We start from the raw sequence: 17,041 nt of genomic DNA, 5'->3' as shown, positions 1-17,041 counted from the left end.
CTAAGAAAGTCTAGTCTTCCTAGACTTTTTTGCTCTTCCTTGTTATACTTGAGATAGGAATCCTTATGTTCCGAAGGCAGTTTTTATAAGGAGAAGAAAATGAAGAAGAAAAAAATATTATTGCTATGCTGATTGGTATCGTCTTGTCTAGTTCTTTCTTGATACGTACGGTCTTGATCCATCAGGCGAGACAAGCGAAAAAGCAAAACCTGGAACGGATTGCTGCGGTGCAGGAGACGGTTCAGTCTCAAGATCAAAAGAAAGCTGAAGAGCAGAGAGAACACTTTAAAAAGGCATTTGAAGGTATAGATAGATCTTCCATTCAAATGAAAGACTACGATAGCCACACAAAGATTAATGGAGACTACAGTTTTGGTACCAAGGATGGAGTACACTACCTAGTAGAATTAAAAACTGGTGAGAAAGTAGCTCTGGATGGTGTGGACAAGGCCTTTCCTTTGACTGTCAAAAACGAGGACACAAATAGTACGGAGCTTGCCCTGGTTGTCCGTAAAGACCAAGCCTGGTACATGATTAATACAAAGGGTGAGACGATTTACACTTTTGAACAAACAGAATTGACAGAAAACTCGAAGTTGACTTTGAAAGACCAGGAACTGATAGTTGAGTAATTCATAGATTTCGAAAAGTTTTTCCCTATTATGCTGGGTAAAGATTGATAAATATAAAAAACAACACCCCATGACTAGAAGATTCTTCTGACCATGGGGTGTTTTCTCTATAGGAGGGCTAGTTTATACTCTTCGAAAATCTCTTTAAACCACGTCAGCTTCGCCTTGCCGTACTCAAGTAAAGCCTGCGGCTAGCTTCCTAGTTTACTCTTTGATTTTCATTGAGTGCTATTTCTTTTTCTTGTTTTTTATCAACCATCCAAGTCCGAGAAGGGCAAGGATACTGAATCCAGCAAGGGCAAGAAGGGATTTGCTCTCAGTACCTGTGTTTGGAAGGACTTTTTGAGCAAGAGCCTCTGTAGCAGTTTCTTGAGAGTCAGGATTTGCTACTAGGTTTTGGGCTTGGTCTTGTTGGATTTCCAAGCTAGAAAGATCAAATTCTGGTTTTTCTTCCACAGCTGGGGCGACAATGGAACCACCTTGAGACAAGCGGAGAACAACGGCAGTGAGAGCGTTCAATTTCAAGCCTTTTTCAGTCCATTCGAGACCTTGAGGTTTAGCGATTCCTACTGGTCCGGCTTGGTTTTCATCAGCGAGGACTTCGGCTTTTCTCAAGTGAGCAAAGGCAGTCCCCAAGTTGAATTCACGAGCCTTGTCATCCGCATTGACAAAGACAGCGTAGACATCACCGTTTGGAGCAGTGATTTGGTAGCCGATCACCACATCTTCTTTTTCAACGCCATTTTGTCCTGGGACAGTGATGAGGTGGACGCGCTCTTTGATATCTTGCAGACTCTTGAGTCGGAAGGCATCTGTCGATTGACGAAGGGCGATCAAACCTTTCATATAGTTACGGCTCTTGACATTTTCAGGGAAAGCTTTACCATCTGTTGCCTTGGTCCAATCAAACTTGTTGACAGCATCACTAGAGTCGTAAGAGTCATGGATAAAGTAAGGATAGACAAATGGCTTGCCGTCCTTGTCGCGCAACAAGTGAGACTTGTTTGGAACCTTATCTTCAGGAACAGGAGTCTTATAGGCTGGATCAAGGAATTGTTTGGTACGTCCATATTCCTGCCCAGAGTGGATAAACGGAGTTCCTTGAGCAGTCAAGACCATGAGGTTTCCAAGTCGCAAACGACGATGGATCTCAGCGTAGTTTTCAGCCTTGCTTGGGTCTTTTTTGATAGACTGGGCAATGATGTCAAAGAGGGTCAAGTTATCATGGGCTGCGATATACTGGATAACATCTCCAGGGTTGTCTGCTTCAAAGTTGGTTGGTTGGGCAATGAGATTTTTAAAGATGGTATTGATATCTCGTTTGCCACCTGTGATAAAGGCAGGTTGGCCTTCGTTTGGATAGCCAGACTTGAGGTTGTTGCGGATGTCGTCTGAAAAGACAGCGACAGTATCGGTATGTTTCATCCAATCTTGGTCAGCAGGCTTGGTAGGCATGTTTTCGTCACCAGCATAGGTTCTCCAACCTTCACCCAGCATGATGAGGTTTGGATTGAGGGCGCGTGCAGCCTTGTAAGCTTCTTCAATAGAAGCTGCATCGTGGTCACCCATCATATCGAAGCGGAAACCATCCACCTTGTAGGTTTCAACCAGATACTTGATAGAGTCTACCAAGACACGTTTAGACATGTAGTGGGTAGTTCCCAAACGGCCGCCTCCAAAGCTAGTACGTGGAGTTCCGTCTGCGTCCATAAAGTGATAGTAGTTTGGCTCAATATCCTCAAAAATGTCAACATTTGCAGTATGGTTGTAGACCACATCCAAGATGGCACCCATGCCACGTTTGTGGATTTCGTTGATGAGGTTTTTGAATTCTGCGATACGTTTTTCTGGATCCTTAGGATCGCTTGAGTACATACCAGTCAAGGAGAAGTAGTTTTGAGGGTCATATCCCCAGTTGTAGTTGCTGTTGCTTGAAGCATGGGCAGACAAGCGTTCTTGGTTTTTCAATTCATTGACAAAGTAGTAGGACAAGACTGGAAGGAGCTGGATGTGGGTCACACCCAAGTCTTTGAGATAGTCCAGTTTTTCGATAAAGGCTTCAAAGGTACCAAATGGCTTGGTCAAGTCTTTTGCGATGGCAGGATCTGAGGTGAAGTCACGAACATGGGCTTCATAGATGACAGCATCTTCGCGCGATTTGAAGTTGCGAATCTTCCCGTAGGTCAAGTCTTGTGGGCCTAGTTTGGCTGGGTCAACAAAGGCGGCTTTAGCGACTTTATGGGCAGCGTCTGTTTTTGCAAGGTCGCTGTTCCAGGCTGCTAGTGATTTGGCATAAGGATCAAGAACGAGGACAGTTTTACCTTGGCGCTCGATCTGGTAGTGGTAGTAGTAGCCAGTGTAGTTGCTGATACCGAGACCAGAGTTTGCATCCAGAGTTTGTTTCCAGGTTCCTTTTTCTCCTTTTTCAAGGGCGACAGTTCCAACTACCTTTTCAGGATCTTTCTTGTCATAGACAACAACGGAAACCTTATCAGCACTTGGAGACCAGAGGGTGAGGTCAACACGCTTGCCATCTTCTTTTAGGGTTGCACCGAGTGGACCGTCGTAACTGTAGGTCTCATCCTTGAGGCGCCAGCTTGAACGTGTCGTAAAGCGGTCTGAATCGTAGCTGACTGTGTAAGGGTGTTGGGTGTCAGAGAAGTCTCCGATGTAGGTCACTTTTTTACCTGCTTCATCAACCTTGATATCAGTAATGGTTACTTTGTTCCCTTGATGATCAGTGATATTAGAGCGTTTAAGGATATCGTCTTTCTTAGCTCCAACAAGGGTAGAAAAACTGCTTTCGATACGAGACTTAGCCACATGTTGGGCACCAGTCATGCGAATATCGTGTACATAGTAAGGGTTGGTGTAGATGGTTTCGTCATCATCTTTGAGGAAGATTTGACTGTGATTTTTTAGATCAGTGAATTTATAATCTTCTTTTCTGATTTTCACATCATCGCCTTTCTTGCTTTCGTCTAGTAATAAAAATCCAAATTCTCTTGCGGCTTCATTGAGTGGGATATCAATGTAACGGCCATATTTTCCAGTTGCAGTAAAGTCTGTCCCGTCAGGCCATTCTCCGCTACTTGGATTCTTGACATCGCCCCAATACCAGAGTGATTTCTTGTCATAGTTTCCGTCGGTACGGTAGTAGTTGACACGGACTGTTCCCGCTGGCTGAGGACGGTAGTTGTATACCTTATAGTTTTCATCTAGCCAAGCCTCGTTCATTTTTGGAGAAAGGCGCTCTACTGAACGGTCCCCTGTCAGGTTATCCCCCTTGGTATTGTTGATAAGGAAGCTGATCTTCTTGGCTTGCTCATTTTTGAGTTTGACATCGAGGTAATAGCCGTAGTCATCTTGCTTGGCATCCTTGAAGGACTTGGCTCCATTTGGCCAGTTTTCAGACGGCTTTTCAACATCGTCCCAAGTCCAAAGGCCTTGAGAATCTTTGTTTTCTTCAGGGAGTTTTTTCACATGGATGCGGAAGTGGTTGTCTGCGATGGGTTCTTCAGAACTAGTGTCTGCTTGTGGTTTTTGATCAGAATTTGGCGTCGAAGTGCCAGTATCTACTTTCTCTTCCTTGCTGTTGGGCTGGCTTGTAGTAGCTTCTTCTTTTTTAGGTGTTTCAGCTGCTAGAGCAGCGTCAGTTGCGGGGGCTTCCTTTTTAGTGTCAAGGGAAGCGTTTGCATTATTTTCCTCAGAAACTGGGCTTTGGTCTTGTGTTTGACTTGCTTCAGTCTCGGTAGGAGCCTTAGCCACAGCACTAGTATTTTCCTGAGCTTGAGGAAGGTTTTCGTTAGCCGAAATGGTTGGCATTGCAGCAGAAAGCAGGACAATGCTGGCACCGATAAGGACAGAGCCTGTTCCATTTTTCAAGGAACGAATACCGTAAACCATTTTTTTCTCAGTTTGAGATGGGTTCTTTTTCATCACAATTCTCCTTGTGTAGTTATTCCCTATCAGTATAGCATGAGGTAAACATTTATGCAAGCGTTTTCCTAGTTTTTGAGAGAAAATTTTATGCTTCATTCTTTTGAAAAGTTAAAGCATTTTATAGGAAAAGATTGTTTAAAAAATAGTAAAAAAATCTTGAAAAATCTGGCTAAATAAAGTATAATATGAGTAATCATTTGTCGTAGGTTTTGTCTGAAATATTGTCCAGACAGGACTCACAGCAGTTAAATCTTCTGAAAAAGTCAGATTTAGCTGCTCTTTTTGTGCTTTTTTTCGTTTTTTTGAGTCTTTGTAACAGAAATTTAAAAATTCTGAAAATTATCCAAAAGGACATGGTGATAGGGGTTTAACAACCATTTGACGATTAGAAAAGCCTGATGAAGCAGGCTTGGAATTTATTTACAAAGGAGAATCATCTTGGCAGGACATGACGTTCAATACGGGAAACATCGTACCCGTCGTAGTTTTTCAAGAATCAAAGAAGTTCTTGACTTACCAAATTTGATTGAAATTCAAACTGATTCATTCAAGGATTTCCTAGACCACGGTCTTAAGGAAGTTTTTGAAGATGTATTGCCAATTTCAAACTTCACAGAAACTATGGAGTTGGAGTTTGTTGGCTATGAGATCAAGGAACCCAAATACACGCTAGAAGAAGCTCGTATCCATGATGCTAGCTACTCAGCACCTATTTTTGTAACTTTCCGCTTGATCAACAAGGAAACTGGCGAAATCAAGACCCAAGAAGTCTTCTTTGGAGATTTCCCAATCATGACCGAAATGGGTACTTTCATCATCAATGGTGGTGAACGTATCATCGTATCTCAGCTGGTTCGTTCTCCTGGTGTTTATTTTAACGACAAGGTAGACAAGAACGGCAAAGTGGGCTACGGTTCTACTGTTATCCCTAACCGTGGAGCTTGGTTGGAACTTGAAAGCGACTCAAAAGACATCGCCTACACTCGTATTGACCGTACCCGTAAAATTCCGTTTACGACCTTGGTTCGTGCGCTTGGTTTCTCAGGTGATGATGAAATCTTTGATATCTTTGGGGACAGCGAATTGGTTCGCAATACCGTTGAAAAAGATATCCACAAGAATCCAATGGATTCTCGTACAGACGAAGCCTTGAAAGAAATCTACGAACGCCTTCGTCCAGGTGAGCCTAAGACTGCTGAAAGCTCACGTAGCTTGCTTGTGGCACGTTTCTTTGACCCACGCCGCTACGATTTGGCAGCTGTTGGTCGTTACAAAATCAATAAAAAACTCAACGTTAAAACACGCTTGCTCAACCAAACTATTGCTGAGCCATTGGTAGATCCTGAAACGGGTGAAATCTTGGTAGAAGCTGGTACCGTTATGACTCGTAGCGTGATCGAAAGTATCGAGAGTCACTTGGATGGCGACTTGAACAAAATCGTTTATATTCCAAACGATGCAGCTGTTCTGACAGAACCGGTTGTCCTTCAAAAATTCAAGGTTGTTGCCCCAACGGATCCAGACCGTGTTGTAACAATTATTGGAAATGCTAATCCTGATGACAAGGTTCGTGTTGTAACTCCTGCGGATATCCTTGCAGAGATGAGCTACTTCCTCAACTTGGCGGAAGGTATCGGACGTGTGGATGATATCGACCACCTTGGGAATCGTCGTATCCGTGCAGTTGGTGAATTGCTTGCTAACCAAGTACGTCTTGGACTTTCTCGTATGGAACGTAATGTCCGTGAACGTATGTCTGTTCAAGACAATGAAGTCTTGACACCGCAACAAATCATCAACATCCGTCCTGTAACAGCTGCGGTTAAAGAATTCTTTGGTTCATCACAGTTGTCACAGTTCATGGACCAACACAATCCACTTTCTGAGTTGTCTCACAAACGCCGTTTGTCAGCCTTAGGACCTGGTGGTTTGACACGTGACCGTGCTGGATATGAAGTACGTGACGTGCATTACACTCACTATGGTCGTATGTGTCCAATCGAGACGCCTGAAGGACCAAACATCGGTTTGATTAACAACTTGTCATCATACGGACACTTGAACAAGTATGGCTTTGTTCAAACACCATACCGTAAGGTTGACCGCGAAACAGGTGTTGTGACCAACGAGATTGTTTGGTTGACAGCAGATGAAGAAGATGAATTTACTGTGGCGCAGGCCAACTCACGTTTGAACGAAGATGGTACTTTTGCTGAGAAAACTGTAATGGGACGTCACCAAGGGGTCAACCAAGAGTATCCAGCAGAAGTGGTTGACTACATGGACGTGTCACCAAAACAGGTAGTTGCCGTTGCGACTGCATGTATTCCATTCTTGGAAAACGATGACTCCAACCGTGCCCTCATGGGTGCCAACATGCAACGTCAGGCTGTACCATTGATTGATCCAAAAGCGCCTTACGTTGGTACTGGTATGGAATACCAAGCAGCTCATGACTCAGGTGCAGCTGTGATTGCTCAGCATGGTGGTAAAGTTACTTACGCAGATGCTGACAAGGTAGAAGTTCGTCGTGAAGATAACTCACTTGATGTTTACCACATCCAAAAATTCCGTCGTTCAAACTCAGGTACTGCTTACAACCAACGGACTCTCGTAAAAGTTGGTGATGTCGTTGAAAAAGGCGACTTTATCGCTGACGGACCTTCTATGGAAAAAGGTGAAATGGCGCTTGGACAAAACCCAATCGTTGCCTACATGACATGGGAAGGTTACAACTTCGAGGATGCCGTTATCATGAGCGAACGCTTGGTCAAAGACGATGTCTACACATCTGTCCACCTTGAAGAATACGAATCAGAAACCCGCGATACAAAGCTTGGACCTGAAGAAATTACTCGTGAAATTCCAAACGTTGGTGAAGATGCCCTTAAGGACCTTGACGAAATGGGAATTATCCGTATCGGTGCTGAGGTTAAAGAAGGCGATATCCTTGTAGGTAAAGTCACACCTAAGGGAGAGAAAGACCTTTCAGCTGAAGAACGTCTCTTGCACGCTATCTTCGGAGACAAGTCTCGTGAAGTGCGTGACACTTCTCTCCGTGTACCTCATGGTGCCGATGGTGTCGTTCGTGATGTTAAGATCTTTACACGTGCAAATGGTGATGAGTTGCAATCAGGTGTTAACATGCTAGTTCGTGTCTACATCGCTCAAAAACGTAAGATCAAGGTCGGAGATAAGATGGCCGGACGTCACGGAAACAAAGGGGTTGTCTCTCGTATTGTACCTGTAGAAGACATGCCTTACCTTCCAGATGGAACTCCAGTCGATATCATGTTGAACCCACTTGGGGTGCCATCACGTATGAATATCGGTCAGGTTATGGAACTCCACCTTGGGATGGCAGCTCGTACTCTTGGTATCCACATCGCAACACCAGTCTTTGACGGAGCAAGTTCGGAAGACCTTTGGGACACTGTTAAAGAAGCAGGTATGGACAGTGATGCCAAGACAATCCTTTACGATGGACGTACAGGTGAGCCGTTTGACAACCGTGTATCAGTTGGTGTCATGTACATGATCAAACTCCACCACATGGTTGATGATAAATTGCACGCGCGTTCAGTCGGACCTTACTCAACCGTTACTCAACAACCACTCGGAGGTAAAGCTCAGTTTGGTGGACAACGTTTCGGTGAGATGGAGGTTTGGGCTCTTGAAGCCTACGGTGCGTCAAATGTCCTTCAAGAAATCTTGACTTACAAGTCTGACGATATCAACGGACGTTTGAAAGCTTATGAAGCTATTACAAAAGGAAAACCAATTCCAAAACCAGGTGTTCCAGAATCTTTCCGAGTTCTTGTAAAAGAATTGCAATCTCTTGGTCTTGACATGCGTGTCCTTGACGAAGATGACCAAGAAGTGGAACTTCGTGACTTGGATGAAGGAATGGACGAAGATGTCATCCACGTAGATGACCTTGAAAAAGCCCGCGAAAAAGCAGCCCAAGAGGCTAAAGCAGCCTTTGAAGCTGAAGAAGCTGAAAAAGCAACAAAAGCGGAAGCAACAGAAGAAGCTGCTGAACAAGAATAAGCAGTTCACTTAAAATAGAAAGGGAAGAAATAGTGGTTGATGTAAATCGTTTTAAAAGTATGCAAATCACCCTAGCTTCTCCAAGCAAAGTCCGTTCATGGTCTTATGGAGAAGTCAAAAAACCTGAAACAATCAATTACCGTACCTTGAAACCAGAACGTGAAGGACTCTTTGACGAAGTGATCTTTGGTCCTACAAAAGACTGGGAATGTGCTTGTGGCAAGTACAAACGCATTCGTTACAGAGGGATTGTTTGTGACCGCTGTGGGGTTGAAGTAACGCGTACAAAAGTTCGTCGTGAGCGTATGGGGCACATCGAGTTGAAAGCTCCTGTATCTCACATCTGGTACTTCAAGGGGATTCCAAGCCGTATGGGCTTGACCCTTGATATGAGCCCTCGTGCCCTCGAGGAAGTGATCTACTTTGCGGCTTATGTGGTGATTGATCCGAAGGATACACCACTTGAGCACAAGTCAATCATGACAGAGCGTGAATACCGTGAGCGCTTGCGTGAGTATGGTTATGGATCATTCGTTGCCAAGATGGGTGCCGAAGCTATCCAAGACCTCTTGAAACAAGTAGATCTTGAAAAAGAAATTGCGGCACTCAAAGAAGAGTTGAAAACAGCTACTGGACAAAAACGTGTCAAAGCCATCCGTCGTTTGGATGTTTTGGATGCCTTTTACAAGTCTGGAAACAAACCTGAATGGATGATTCTCAACATCCTTCCAGTTATTCCACCAGACCTTCGTCCAATGTTGCAGTTGGATGGTGGCCGTTTTGCCTCATCTGACTTGAACGACCTTTACCGCCGTGTTATCAACCGTAACAACCGCTTGGCTCGTTTGCTTGAGTTGAATGCACCAGGTATCATCGTTCAAAATGAGAAGCGTATGCTTCAAGAAGCAGTTGACGCTTTGATTGATAATGGTCGTCGTGGTCGTCCGATCACAGGACCAGGTAGCCGTCCACTGAAATCATTGAGTCACATGCTTAAAGGTAAACAAGGACGCTTCCGTCAAAACTTGCTCGGTAAACGTGTTGACTTCTCAGGACGTTCCGTTATCGCCGTTGGTCCAACTCTTAAGATGTACCAATGTGGTGTGCCACGTGAAATGGCAATCGAGCTCTTTAAACCATTCGTCATGCGTGAAATCGTTGCCCGTGACATCGTGCAAAACGTGAAAGCAGCGAAACGCTTGGTGGAACGCGGAGACGAACGTATCTGGGATATTCTTGAAGAAGTAATCAAAGAACACCCAGTACTTTTGAACCGCGCGCCTACCCTTCACCGTTTGGGTATCCAAGCTTTCGAGCCAGTCTTGATTGATGGTAAGGCCCTTCGCTTGCACCCGCTTGTCTGTGAAGCCTACAATGCCGACTTTGACGGGGACCAAATGGCCATCCACGTACCGCTTTCAGAAGAAGCCCAAGCAGAAGCTCGTATCTTGATGTTGGCTGCTGAGCACATCTTGAACCCGAAAGATGGTAAACCAGTTGTTACTCCATCTCAGGACATGGTTTTGGGTAACTACTACTTGACCATGGAAGAAGCTGGTCGTGAAGGTGAAGGAATGGTCTTCAAAGACCGTGACGAAGCGGTTATGGCTTACCGCAATGGTTATGTTCACCTCCATTCACGTGTTGGTATCGCGACAGATAGCCTCAACAAACCTTGGACTGAAGAACAAAAGCACAAGGTCTTGCTGACAACAGTTGGTAAAATCCTCTTCAACGACATCATGCCAGAGGGTCTGCCTTACTTGCAAGAACCAACAAATGCCAACTTGACAGAAGGTGTTCCAGATAAGTACTTCTTGCCACTAGGTGGAAATATCAAGGAAGCTATTAGCAAACTTGAAATTAACGCCCCATTCAAGAAGAAAAACCTTGGGAATATCATCGCTGAAATCTTCAAACGTTTCCGTACGACAGAAACTTCTGCCCTACTTGACCGCATGAAGAACCTCGGTTACCACCACTCAACTCTTGCAGGTTTGACAGTGGGTATTGCCGATATCCCAGTTGTTGAAGACAAGGCTGAAATCATCGAAGAATCACACAAACGTGTAGAACAAATCACCAAACAATTCCGTCGTGGTATGATCACAGACGACGAGCGCTACAACGCTGTTACAGCTGAATGGCGTGCAGCCCGTGAAAAATTGGAGAAACGCTTGGTTGCCAACCAAGATCCTAAGAACCCAATCGTTATGATGATGGACTCTGGAGCCCGTGGTAACATCTCAAACTTCTCACAGCTTGCCGGTATGCGTGGTCTGATGGCCGCTCCGAACGGACGTATCATGGAATTGCCAATCCTTTCAAACTTCCGCGAAGGTTTGTCAGTACTCGAAATGTTCTTCTCAACTCACGGTGCCCGTAAAGGTATGACCGATACGGCCCTTAAGACAGCCGACTCAGGTTACTTGACTCGTCGTTTGGTTGACGTTGCCCAAGACGTTATCATCCGTGAGGACGACTGTGGAACAGATCGTGGTCTCTTGATCCGCTCTATCGCAGAAGGAAAAGAGATGATCGAGTCTCTTGAAGAGCGTCTCAATGGTCGTTACACTAAGAAAACTGTTAAACATCCAGAAACTGGTGCAGTGATCATCGGTCCAAATGAGTTGATTACAGAAGACAAGGCGCGTGAAATTGTCAATGCTGGTGTGGAAGAAGTTACTATCCGCTCTGTATTTACATGTAACACTCGTCATGGTGTCTGCCGTCACTGTTACGGTATCAACTTGGCGACAGGTGATGCGGTTGAAGTTGGTGAAGCAGTTGGTACAATCGCTGCCCAATCTATCGGGGAACCTGGTACACAGCTTACAATGCGTACCTTCCACACGGGTGGGGTTGCCTCAAATACCGATATCACTCAGGGTCTTCCTCGTGTCCAAGAAATCTTTGAAGCCCGCAATCCTAAAGGGGAAGCGGTCATCACAGAGGTTAAAGGACAAGTTACTGCTATTGAAGAAGACGCTTCAACTCGTACTAAGAAAGTCTTCGTTAAGGGTGAAACTGGAGAAGGCGAATACGTGGTACCATTTACAGCACGTATGCGTGTCGAAGTTGGAGACCAAGTCTCTCGCGGTGCAGCATTGACAGAAGGTTCTATCCAACCAAAACGTCTCCTTGCTGTTCGTGATGTCTTGTCAGTTGAAACTTACCTTCTCGGTGAAGTACAAAAAGTTTACCGTAGCCAAGGGGTAGAAATCGGTGACAAACACATCGAGGTAATGGTTCGTCAAATGATCCGTAAAGTTCGTGTCATGGATCCAGGTGACACCGACCTTCTTATGGGTACCCTCATGGACATCAACGACTTTACAGATGCTAACAAGGATGTTCTTATCGCAGGTGGAGTTCCAGCGACTGGTCGCCCAGTTCTTATGGGAATCACCAAAGCCTCACTTGAAACTAACAGTTTCTTGTCAGCGGCTTCCTTCCAGGAAACAACCCGTGTCCTTACTGATGCGGCCATCCGTGGTAAGAAAGACCATCTCCTTGGACTCAAGGAAAATGTTATCATCGGTAAGATCATCCCAGCAGGTACTGGTATGGCTCGCTACCGTAACCTTGAACCACAAGCTATCAATGAAGCAGCCTATCTGGCTCCAGAACAAGAAGAGACAGAACTTGCTCCAGTAGAGGAAGCTGTGGAAATCCAAGTTGAAGAAACAGTAGAATAAAAGCAAACAAGAGGACCTTTGGGTTCTCTTTGTTTTATTTCAGAAAATTTTCCCACTTTTTCATAAAGTATGGTAGAATAGAAGAACTAAAATGCCAAGGAGGTGTCCATATGGAACAAACATTCTTTATCATTAAGCCAGATGGTGTGAAAAGAGGGCTGATTGGTCAGGTTCTTAAAAGAATTGAGGAGCGCGGTTTCAAAATCGAAAAATTAGAGTTGCGTTCAACAGTTTCAGAAGCTTTGATTGACCAACACTATCAAGACTTGGTTGAAAAAAGTTTTTATCCTCCTATCCGTCAGTTTATGAGCTCAGGACCAGTAGTGGTTGGCATTCTATCAGGTCCGAAAGTGATTGAAACCTGGCGGACTATGATGGGAGCTACTCGTCCAGAAGAAGCCTCGCCTGGAACTATCCGAGGAGATTTTGCTAGAGCGACAGGAGACAATCAAGCCATTCAAAATGTGGTTCACGGATCTGATTCTGAAGCTTCTGCAAAACGTGAAATTGCTCTCTGGTTTAAGGATTAGACTGGTAAAAGGACAGTTCTGTGTACAACAGAGCTGTTTTTTGGTCAGTTGAGCACAAAAAAAGAACACTTGAGGCGGAAACAATCATTTCAAACTCCTCACAAGGTATAATCCCATATAGGGAGGGAAAAGAAATGGTAAAATCAATTCGCCTATTGTTACTGATTGCAGTCATCCAGATTAGTTTTAGTAGTTGTCTATTATGGAAAGAATCCTTTTTATCTTTAAAACAGACCAATGCTTATTTTTTGATTTTGATAGTAGGATTTTCTGTTCTGTGTGCTGGGATAAATTATTTCCATACAGCAGACCAGTCTAGACATAGTATTTTACATGTTCAAAAGAAAGTGAGTCTGGTTTATTGCCTCCTTTTAGTAGTCAATCTTCTGGCAACCTGTCTGGTTCTCTCAGAAAGCATCCAAACCACTAGCAAATTGCAGCAGGAATTGGTTGACCTCTTTTTACCCTCCTTCTTTTTCTTGCTAGGAGTAGATCTATTGATTTTCTTACCTTTTGATAAAATTTTTCGCGATATAGAAAATCACCTAAATAAAAAGAAAACAGTCGTCATTTCCGTTCTAGCTACGATGGTTTTCTTGAGGAATCCCTTAGTGATTTCCTCGATTCTCCTTTATATCAGTGTTGGTTTTCTATGCGCACGTTTCCTTTTTCCAAAATGTATTCAAAGGGAAATCTCCTTTTATGGACACCTGATTCGGGATATCCTGTTTGTTTTTTCAATAGTTGTATTCTTTTAAGTGGAGGAGAATCTTTCAAAATTGTTATAGTAAGTCCATAAAGAAAATTCACACAAAAGAAAACTTTTTGGTATAATAGTAGCATGCACACAAAAAATGAAGAAGAGCTTCTAGCTCTCGGAGAAAGATTAGGCCATTTGCTTCAAAAAGACGATGTTCTGATCTTGACTGGAGAGTTAGGTGCGGGTAAAACAACCTTTACAAAGGGCCTTGCTAAGGGCTTGGATATCCGTCAGATGATTAAAAGTCCAACCTATACCATTGTCAGAGAGTACGAAGGGCGTTTGCCACTTTACCACTTGGATGTCTACCGTATCGAAGGGGACGCTGATTCTATTGACTTGGATGAGTTTCTCTTTGGTGGTGGTGTGACTGTTATTGAGTGGGGGCATCTTTTGGGTGAAGATTTACCAGATTCTTACTTGGAGTTGGAAATTTTGAAAGAAGCTGATGGTCGTTGTCTTCATTTTACAGCTCATGGCTCTCGGCCTGAACAACTCATCAAGGAGCTTCAAGATGGAGTATGAGTTGTGTATTCGTGAGGCAGAGATTTCAGATGCTACAGCCTTGATTGCATTTTTAGATTGTGTCGGTCAAGAGACAGATTTTACCAGTTTGGATGAAAATGGTATCATGATGACAGCTTCTGAAATGGCTCTTTTTATCGAAAAACAAGCTGCATCAGAGAATCAAATTACTCTCCTCGCCTTACTGAATGATGAGCTTGCAGGTGTTTTGAATATCACTGCTGATCAGCATGTAAGGGTTCGGCATATTGGAGATGTTTTTTTGGCGATTCAAAAGAAATTTTGGAACCAAGGTTTGGCTACCATACTTCTAGAAGAAGGCATTGAGTGGGCTAAATCGAGTGCTGTTTTGCGTCGCTTACAACTAAGTGTACAAAAACGAAATGAGGCCGCTATCCACCTCTATTCAAAAATGGGATTTATCACAGAAGGCTTGCAAGAAAGAGGAGCCTATTTAGCAGAAGGGACATTTTTAGATGTTTGCCTTATGGGCAGACTGATAGATGAATAACGAGATGATCAAAAAATTAATTGGAATGGTGCTAGCCTTTCTAGCAGTAACAGTTGTAGGTGTAGCGGTTTATGGTTACACCATTTTCCAACAAGGAACAGCAACCTTGAGTGAAAAGACTTATAAAAAGATTGGTGAAGAAACCAACGTTATCGAAGCGACTGAGCCTCTGACCATCCTCTTGATGGGGGTAGATACGGGAAATGTGGAACGTACAGATCCATGGGTGGGGAATAGTGATTCTATGATTCTCTTAACGGTTAATCCCAAAACAAAGAAAACCACTATGATGAGTTTGGAACGGGATATTTTAACCAAGATTGACCTTGGAAACGGCCAAGTTCAGGAAGCCAAACTCAATGCTGCCTATGCCAATGGCGGTGCGGAACTGGCGATTTCTACTATTCAAAAGATGATGAATATCCATATAGACCGCTATGTCATGGTCAATATGCAAGGTCTTCAACAATTGGTGGATGCAGTTGGGGGAATCACCGTCAACAATACACTTGGTTTCCCGATTTCGATTGCTGACCAAGAGGAGTTTAATAAGATTTCCATTGGTGTTGGAGAACAAACCTTGAATGGTGAGGAAGCCCTGGTGTATTCACGGATGCGTTACCAAGACCCTGAAGGAGACTATGGTCGTCAAAAACGTCAACGGGAAGTCATTCAAAAAATCGTTGAGAAAGTTTTGAGCCTAAACAGTGTGAGCCACTATCAAGGCATCCTCAAAGCATTGAGCAACAATATGCAGACCAACGTCGATCTTTCAGCCAAGAGTATTCCACAATTGCTCGGCTATCAGGATTCCTTCAAGAATATCGAAACGCATCAATTGCGTGGGGAAGATGCTGAGTTGCAGGGGATTTCTTATCAAATTGTCACCTCAGAACATATGCTCGAAATGCAAAATCTTTTACGTCGTTCACTAGGTAAAGAGGAAGTGACTGAGTTGGAGACCAATGTTGTTCTTTACGAGACGGCATTTGGTCGACCTGGACCTTCATCAAGTACTAGTGCTTCAAGCGAAGAAACAGAATAAAAAAGATTAAATCGTGGGAAAGTTCCTGCGATTTTTTCAAAAAGAATCCGAATAGATAGGTAGGAGGAAAAATGAAAGCAGAAATTATTGCTGTAGGAACAGAAATTTTGACAGGGCAGATTGTCAATACCAACGCCCAGTTCTTATCAGAAAAGCTAGCAGAAATTGGAGTAGACGTCTACTTCCAAACAGCTGTTGGGGATAATGAAGCTCGTCTTTTGTCCTTGCTTGAGATTGCGAGTCAACGTAGCAATCTTGTGATTTTGACAGGAGGTTTGGGGCCAACTGAAGATGATTTAACCAAACAAACGCTGGCAAAATTTTTGGGAAAAGCCTTGGTGTTTGATCCTCAAGCCCAGGAAAAACTCGATCACTTTTTTGCTCAAAGACCAGACTATGCGCGAACCCCCAATAATGAGAGGCAAGCTCAAATTGTGGAAAGAGCAACCCCATTGCCAAATGAGACAGGCTTAGCTGTCGGAGGAGTGTCGGAAGCTGACGGCGTGACTTACGTGGTTCTTCCAGGACCTCCTAGTGAGTTGAAACCCATGATCCTAAATCAGCTCTTACCCAAGTTAATGACTGGTGCTAAGCTCTATTCCCGAGTGCTCCGTTTCTTTGGGATTGGTGAAAGTCAGTTGGTGACTATTTTGGCGGACTTGATTGACCAACAAACTGATCCAACCTTGGCTCCTTATGCCAAAACGGGAGAGGTAACCTTGCGCTTGTCTACAAAAGCAGTTAGTCAAGAAAAGGCTGATCAAGCACTGGATATCCTAGAAAATCAAATCTTGGATCGCCAGACTTTTGAGGGAATTTCTCTACGAGACATCTGTTATGGATATGGGGAAGAAACCAGTCTAGCAAGTGTCGTTGTAGAAGAGCTAAAGAACAGACAGAAAAGCATTACTGCAGCAGAGAGTTTGACGGCAGGCCTCTTTCAGGCTACTTTAGCAGACTTTTCAGGTGTGTCAGCTATCTTTAATGGAGGATTTGTCACCTACAGCCTAGAGGAAAAGTCCAAGATGCTGGATATTTCCGAGCAAGAGCTGAAAGAACACGGGGTCGTTTCTGAGTTTACCGCTCGAAAAATGGCAGAGCAGGCACGTCTCAAGACTCAGTCTGACTACGGAGTTAGTTTGACGGGTGTGGCAGGACCAGATAGCCTAGAGGGGCATCCAGCTGGAACCGTCTTTATCGGCTTGGCGCATGCAAAAGGAACAGAGGTTATCAAGGCTAATATCGCAGGACGGAGCCGTGCAGATGTTCGTCATATTGCGGTTATGCATGCCTTTAACCTAGTTCGCAAGGCTTTATTAAGTGACTAAATTTTGGTATAATAAAAGAT

At 44.0% G+C, this 17,041-nt stretch carries 10 protein-coding genes; 9 read left to right on the top strand and 1 reads right to left on the bottom strand.

Annotated elements, in window-relative coordinates; translation table 11 throughout:
- Positions 1-125: 125 nt before the first annotated feature.
- Entirely contained in the window at positions 126-632 is a 507-nt protein-coding gene (locus tag SNAG_RS08485) for a hypothetical protein (RefSeq protein WP_096408422.1), read from the top strand.
- Between the two features lie 228 nt (positions 633-860).
- Here SNAG_RS08485 and SNAG_RS08480 read toward each other — a convergent pair whose 3' ends face one another.
- Positions 861-4,571: a pullulanase gene (locus SNAG_RS08480; protein WP_096408419.1), complete on the bottom strand. Its 3,711-nt coding sequence runs from the start codon at positions 4,569-4,571 to the stop codon at positions 861-863.
- Positions 4,572-5,012: 441 nt separating this feature from the next.
- Here SNAG_RS08480 and rpoB point away from each other — a divergent pair, with 441 nt between their 5' ends.
- The 8 genes from rpoB to SNAG_RS08440 all read left to right on the top strand — a co-directional run bounded on the left by rpoB (position 5,013) and on the right by SNAG_RS08440 (position 17,021).
- Positions 5,013-8,624 (top strand): DNA-directed RNA polymerase subunit beta, encoded by a 3,612-nt coding sequence (gene rpoB / locus SNAG_RS08475; protein WP_096408417.1) that lies wholly within the window; start codon positions 5,013-5,015, stop codon positions 8,622-8,624.
- Between the two features lie 32 nt (positions 8,625-8,656).
- Positions 8,657-12,322, top strand: a complete 3,666-nt coding sequence (gene rpoC, locus SNAG_RS08470) for a DNA-directed RNA polymerase subunit beta' (RefSeq protein ID WP_172842404.1) — start codon at positions 8,657-8,659, stop codon at positions 12,320-12,322.
- Positions 12,323-12,432: 110 nt separating this feature from the next.
- Positions 12,433-12,852: a nucleoside-diphosphate kinase gene (gene ndk, locus SNAG_RS08465; protein ID WP_096408414.1), complete on the top strand. Its 420-nt coding sequence runs from the start codon at positions 12,433-12,435 to the stop codon at positions 12,850-12,852.
- 134 nt (positions 12,853-12,986) lie between these two features.
- Positions 12,987-13,610 carry a hypothetical protein gene (locus SNAG_RS08460; protein WP_096408900.1) on the top strand — a complete coding sequence of 208 codons (624 nt, stop codon included), beginning with the start codon at positions 12,987-12,989 and terminating at the stop codon, positions 13,608-13,610.
- 83 nt (positions 13,611-13,693) lie between these two features.
- Positions 13,694-14,137, top strand: a complete 444-nt coding sequence (gene tsaE, locus SNAG_RS08455) for a tRNA (adenosine(37)-N6)-threonylcarbamoyltransferase complex ATPase subunit type 1 TsaE (protein ID WP_096408412.1) — start codon at positions 13,694-13,696, stop codon at positions 14,135-14,137.
- Positions 14,127-14,648 (top strand): GNAT family N-acetyltransferase, encoded by a 522-nt coding sequence (locus tag SNAG_RS08450; protein ID WP_096408409.1) that lies wholly within the window; start codon positions 14,127-14,129, stop codon positions 14,646-14,648. The genes tsaE and SNAG_RS08450 overlap by 11 nt, the downstream gene beginning before the upstream one ends.
- Positions 14,649-14,652: 4 nt before the next feature.
- Positions 14,653-15,693 (top strand): glycopolymer--peptidoglycan transferase LytR, encoded by a 1,041-nt coding sequence (gene lytR / locus SNAG_RS08445; RefSeq protein ID WP_096408897.1) that lies wholly within the window; start codon positions 14,653-14,655, stop codon positions 15,691-15,693.
- Positions 15,694-15,764: 71 nt separating this feature from the next.
- Positions 15,765-17,021, top strand: coding sequence for a competence/damage-inducible protein A (locus SNAG_RS08440; protein ID WP_096408407.1), 1,257 nt, complete (start codon positions 15,765-15,767; stop codon positions 17,019-17,021).
- Positions 17,022-17,041 lie beyond the last annotated feature (20 nt).

The organism is Streptococcus sp. NPS 308, assembly GCF_002355895.1.
Lineage (GTDB): Bacteria > Bacillota > Bacilli > Lactobacillales > Streptococcaceae > Streptococcus.
This window is presented reverse-complemented; position numbering and strand designations above follow the sequence as displayed.

Coding starts and splice junctions, on each gene's coding strand:
- lytR (WP_096408897.1), top strand. CDS start 14,653: ATGATCAAAAAATTAATTGGAATGGTGCTAGCCTTTCTAGCAGTAACA.
- SNAG_RS08460 (WP_096408900.1), top strand. CDS start 12,987: ATGGTAAAATCAATTCGCCTATTGTTACTGATTGCAGTCATCCAGATT.
- tsaE (WP_096408412.1), top strand. CDS start 13,694: ATGCACACAAAAAATGAAGAAGAGCTTCTAGCTCTCGGAGAAAGATTA.
- SNAG_RS08485 (WP_096408422.1), top strand. CDS start 126: ATGCTGATTGGTATCGTCTTGTCTAGTTCTTTCTTGATACGTACGGTC.
- SNAG_RS08480 (WP_096408419.1), bottom strand. CDS start 4,571: ATGAAAAAGAACCCATCTCAAACTGAGAAAAAAATGGTTTACGGTATT.
- ndk (WP_096408414.1), top strand. CDS start 12,433: ATGGAACAAACATTCTTTATCATTAAGCCAGATGGTGTGAAAAGAGGG.
- SNAG_RS08440 (WP_096408407.1), top strand. CDS start 15,765: ATGAAAGCAGAAATTATTGCTGTAGGAACAGAAATTTTGACAGGGCAG.
- SNAG_RS08450 (WP_096408409.1), top strand. CDS start 14,127: ATGGAGTATGAGTTGTGTATTCGTGAGGCAGAGATTTCAGATGCTACA.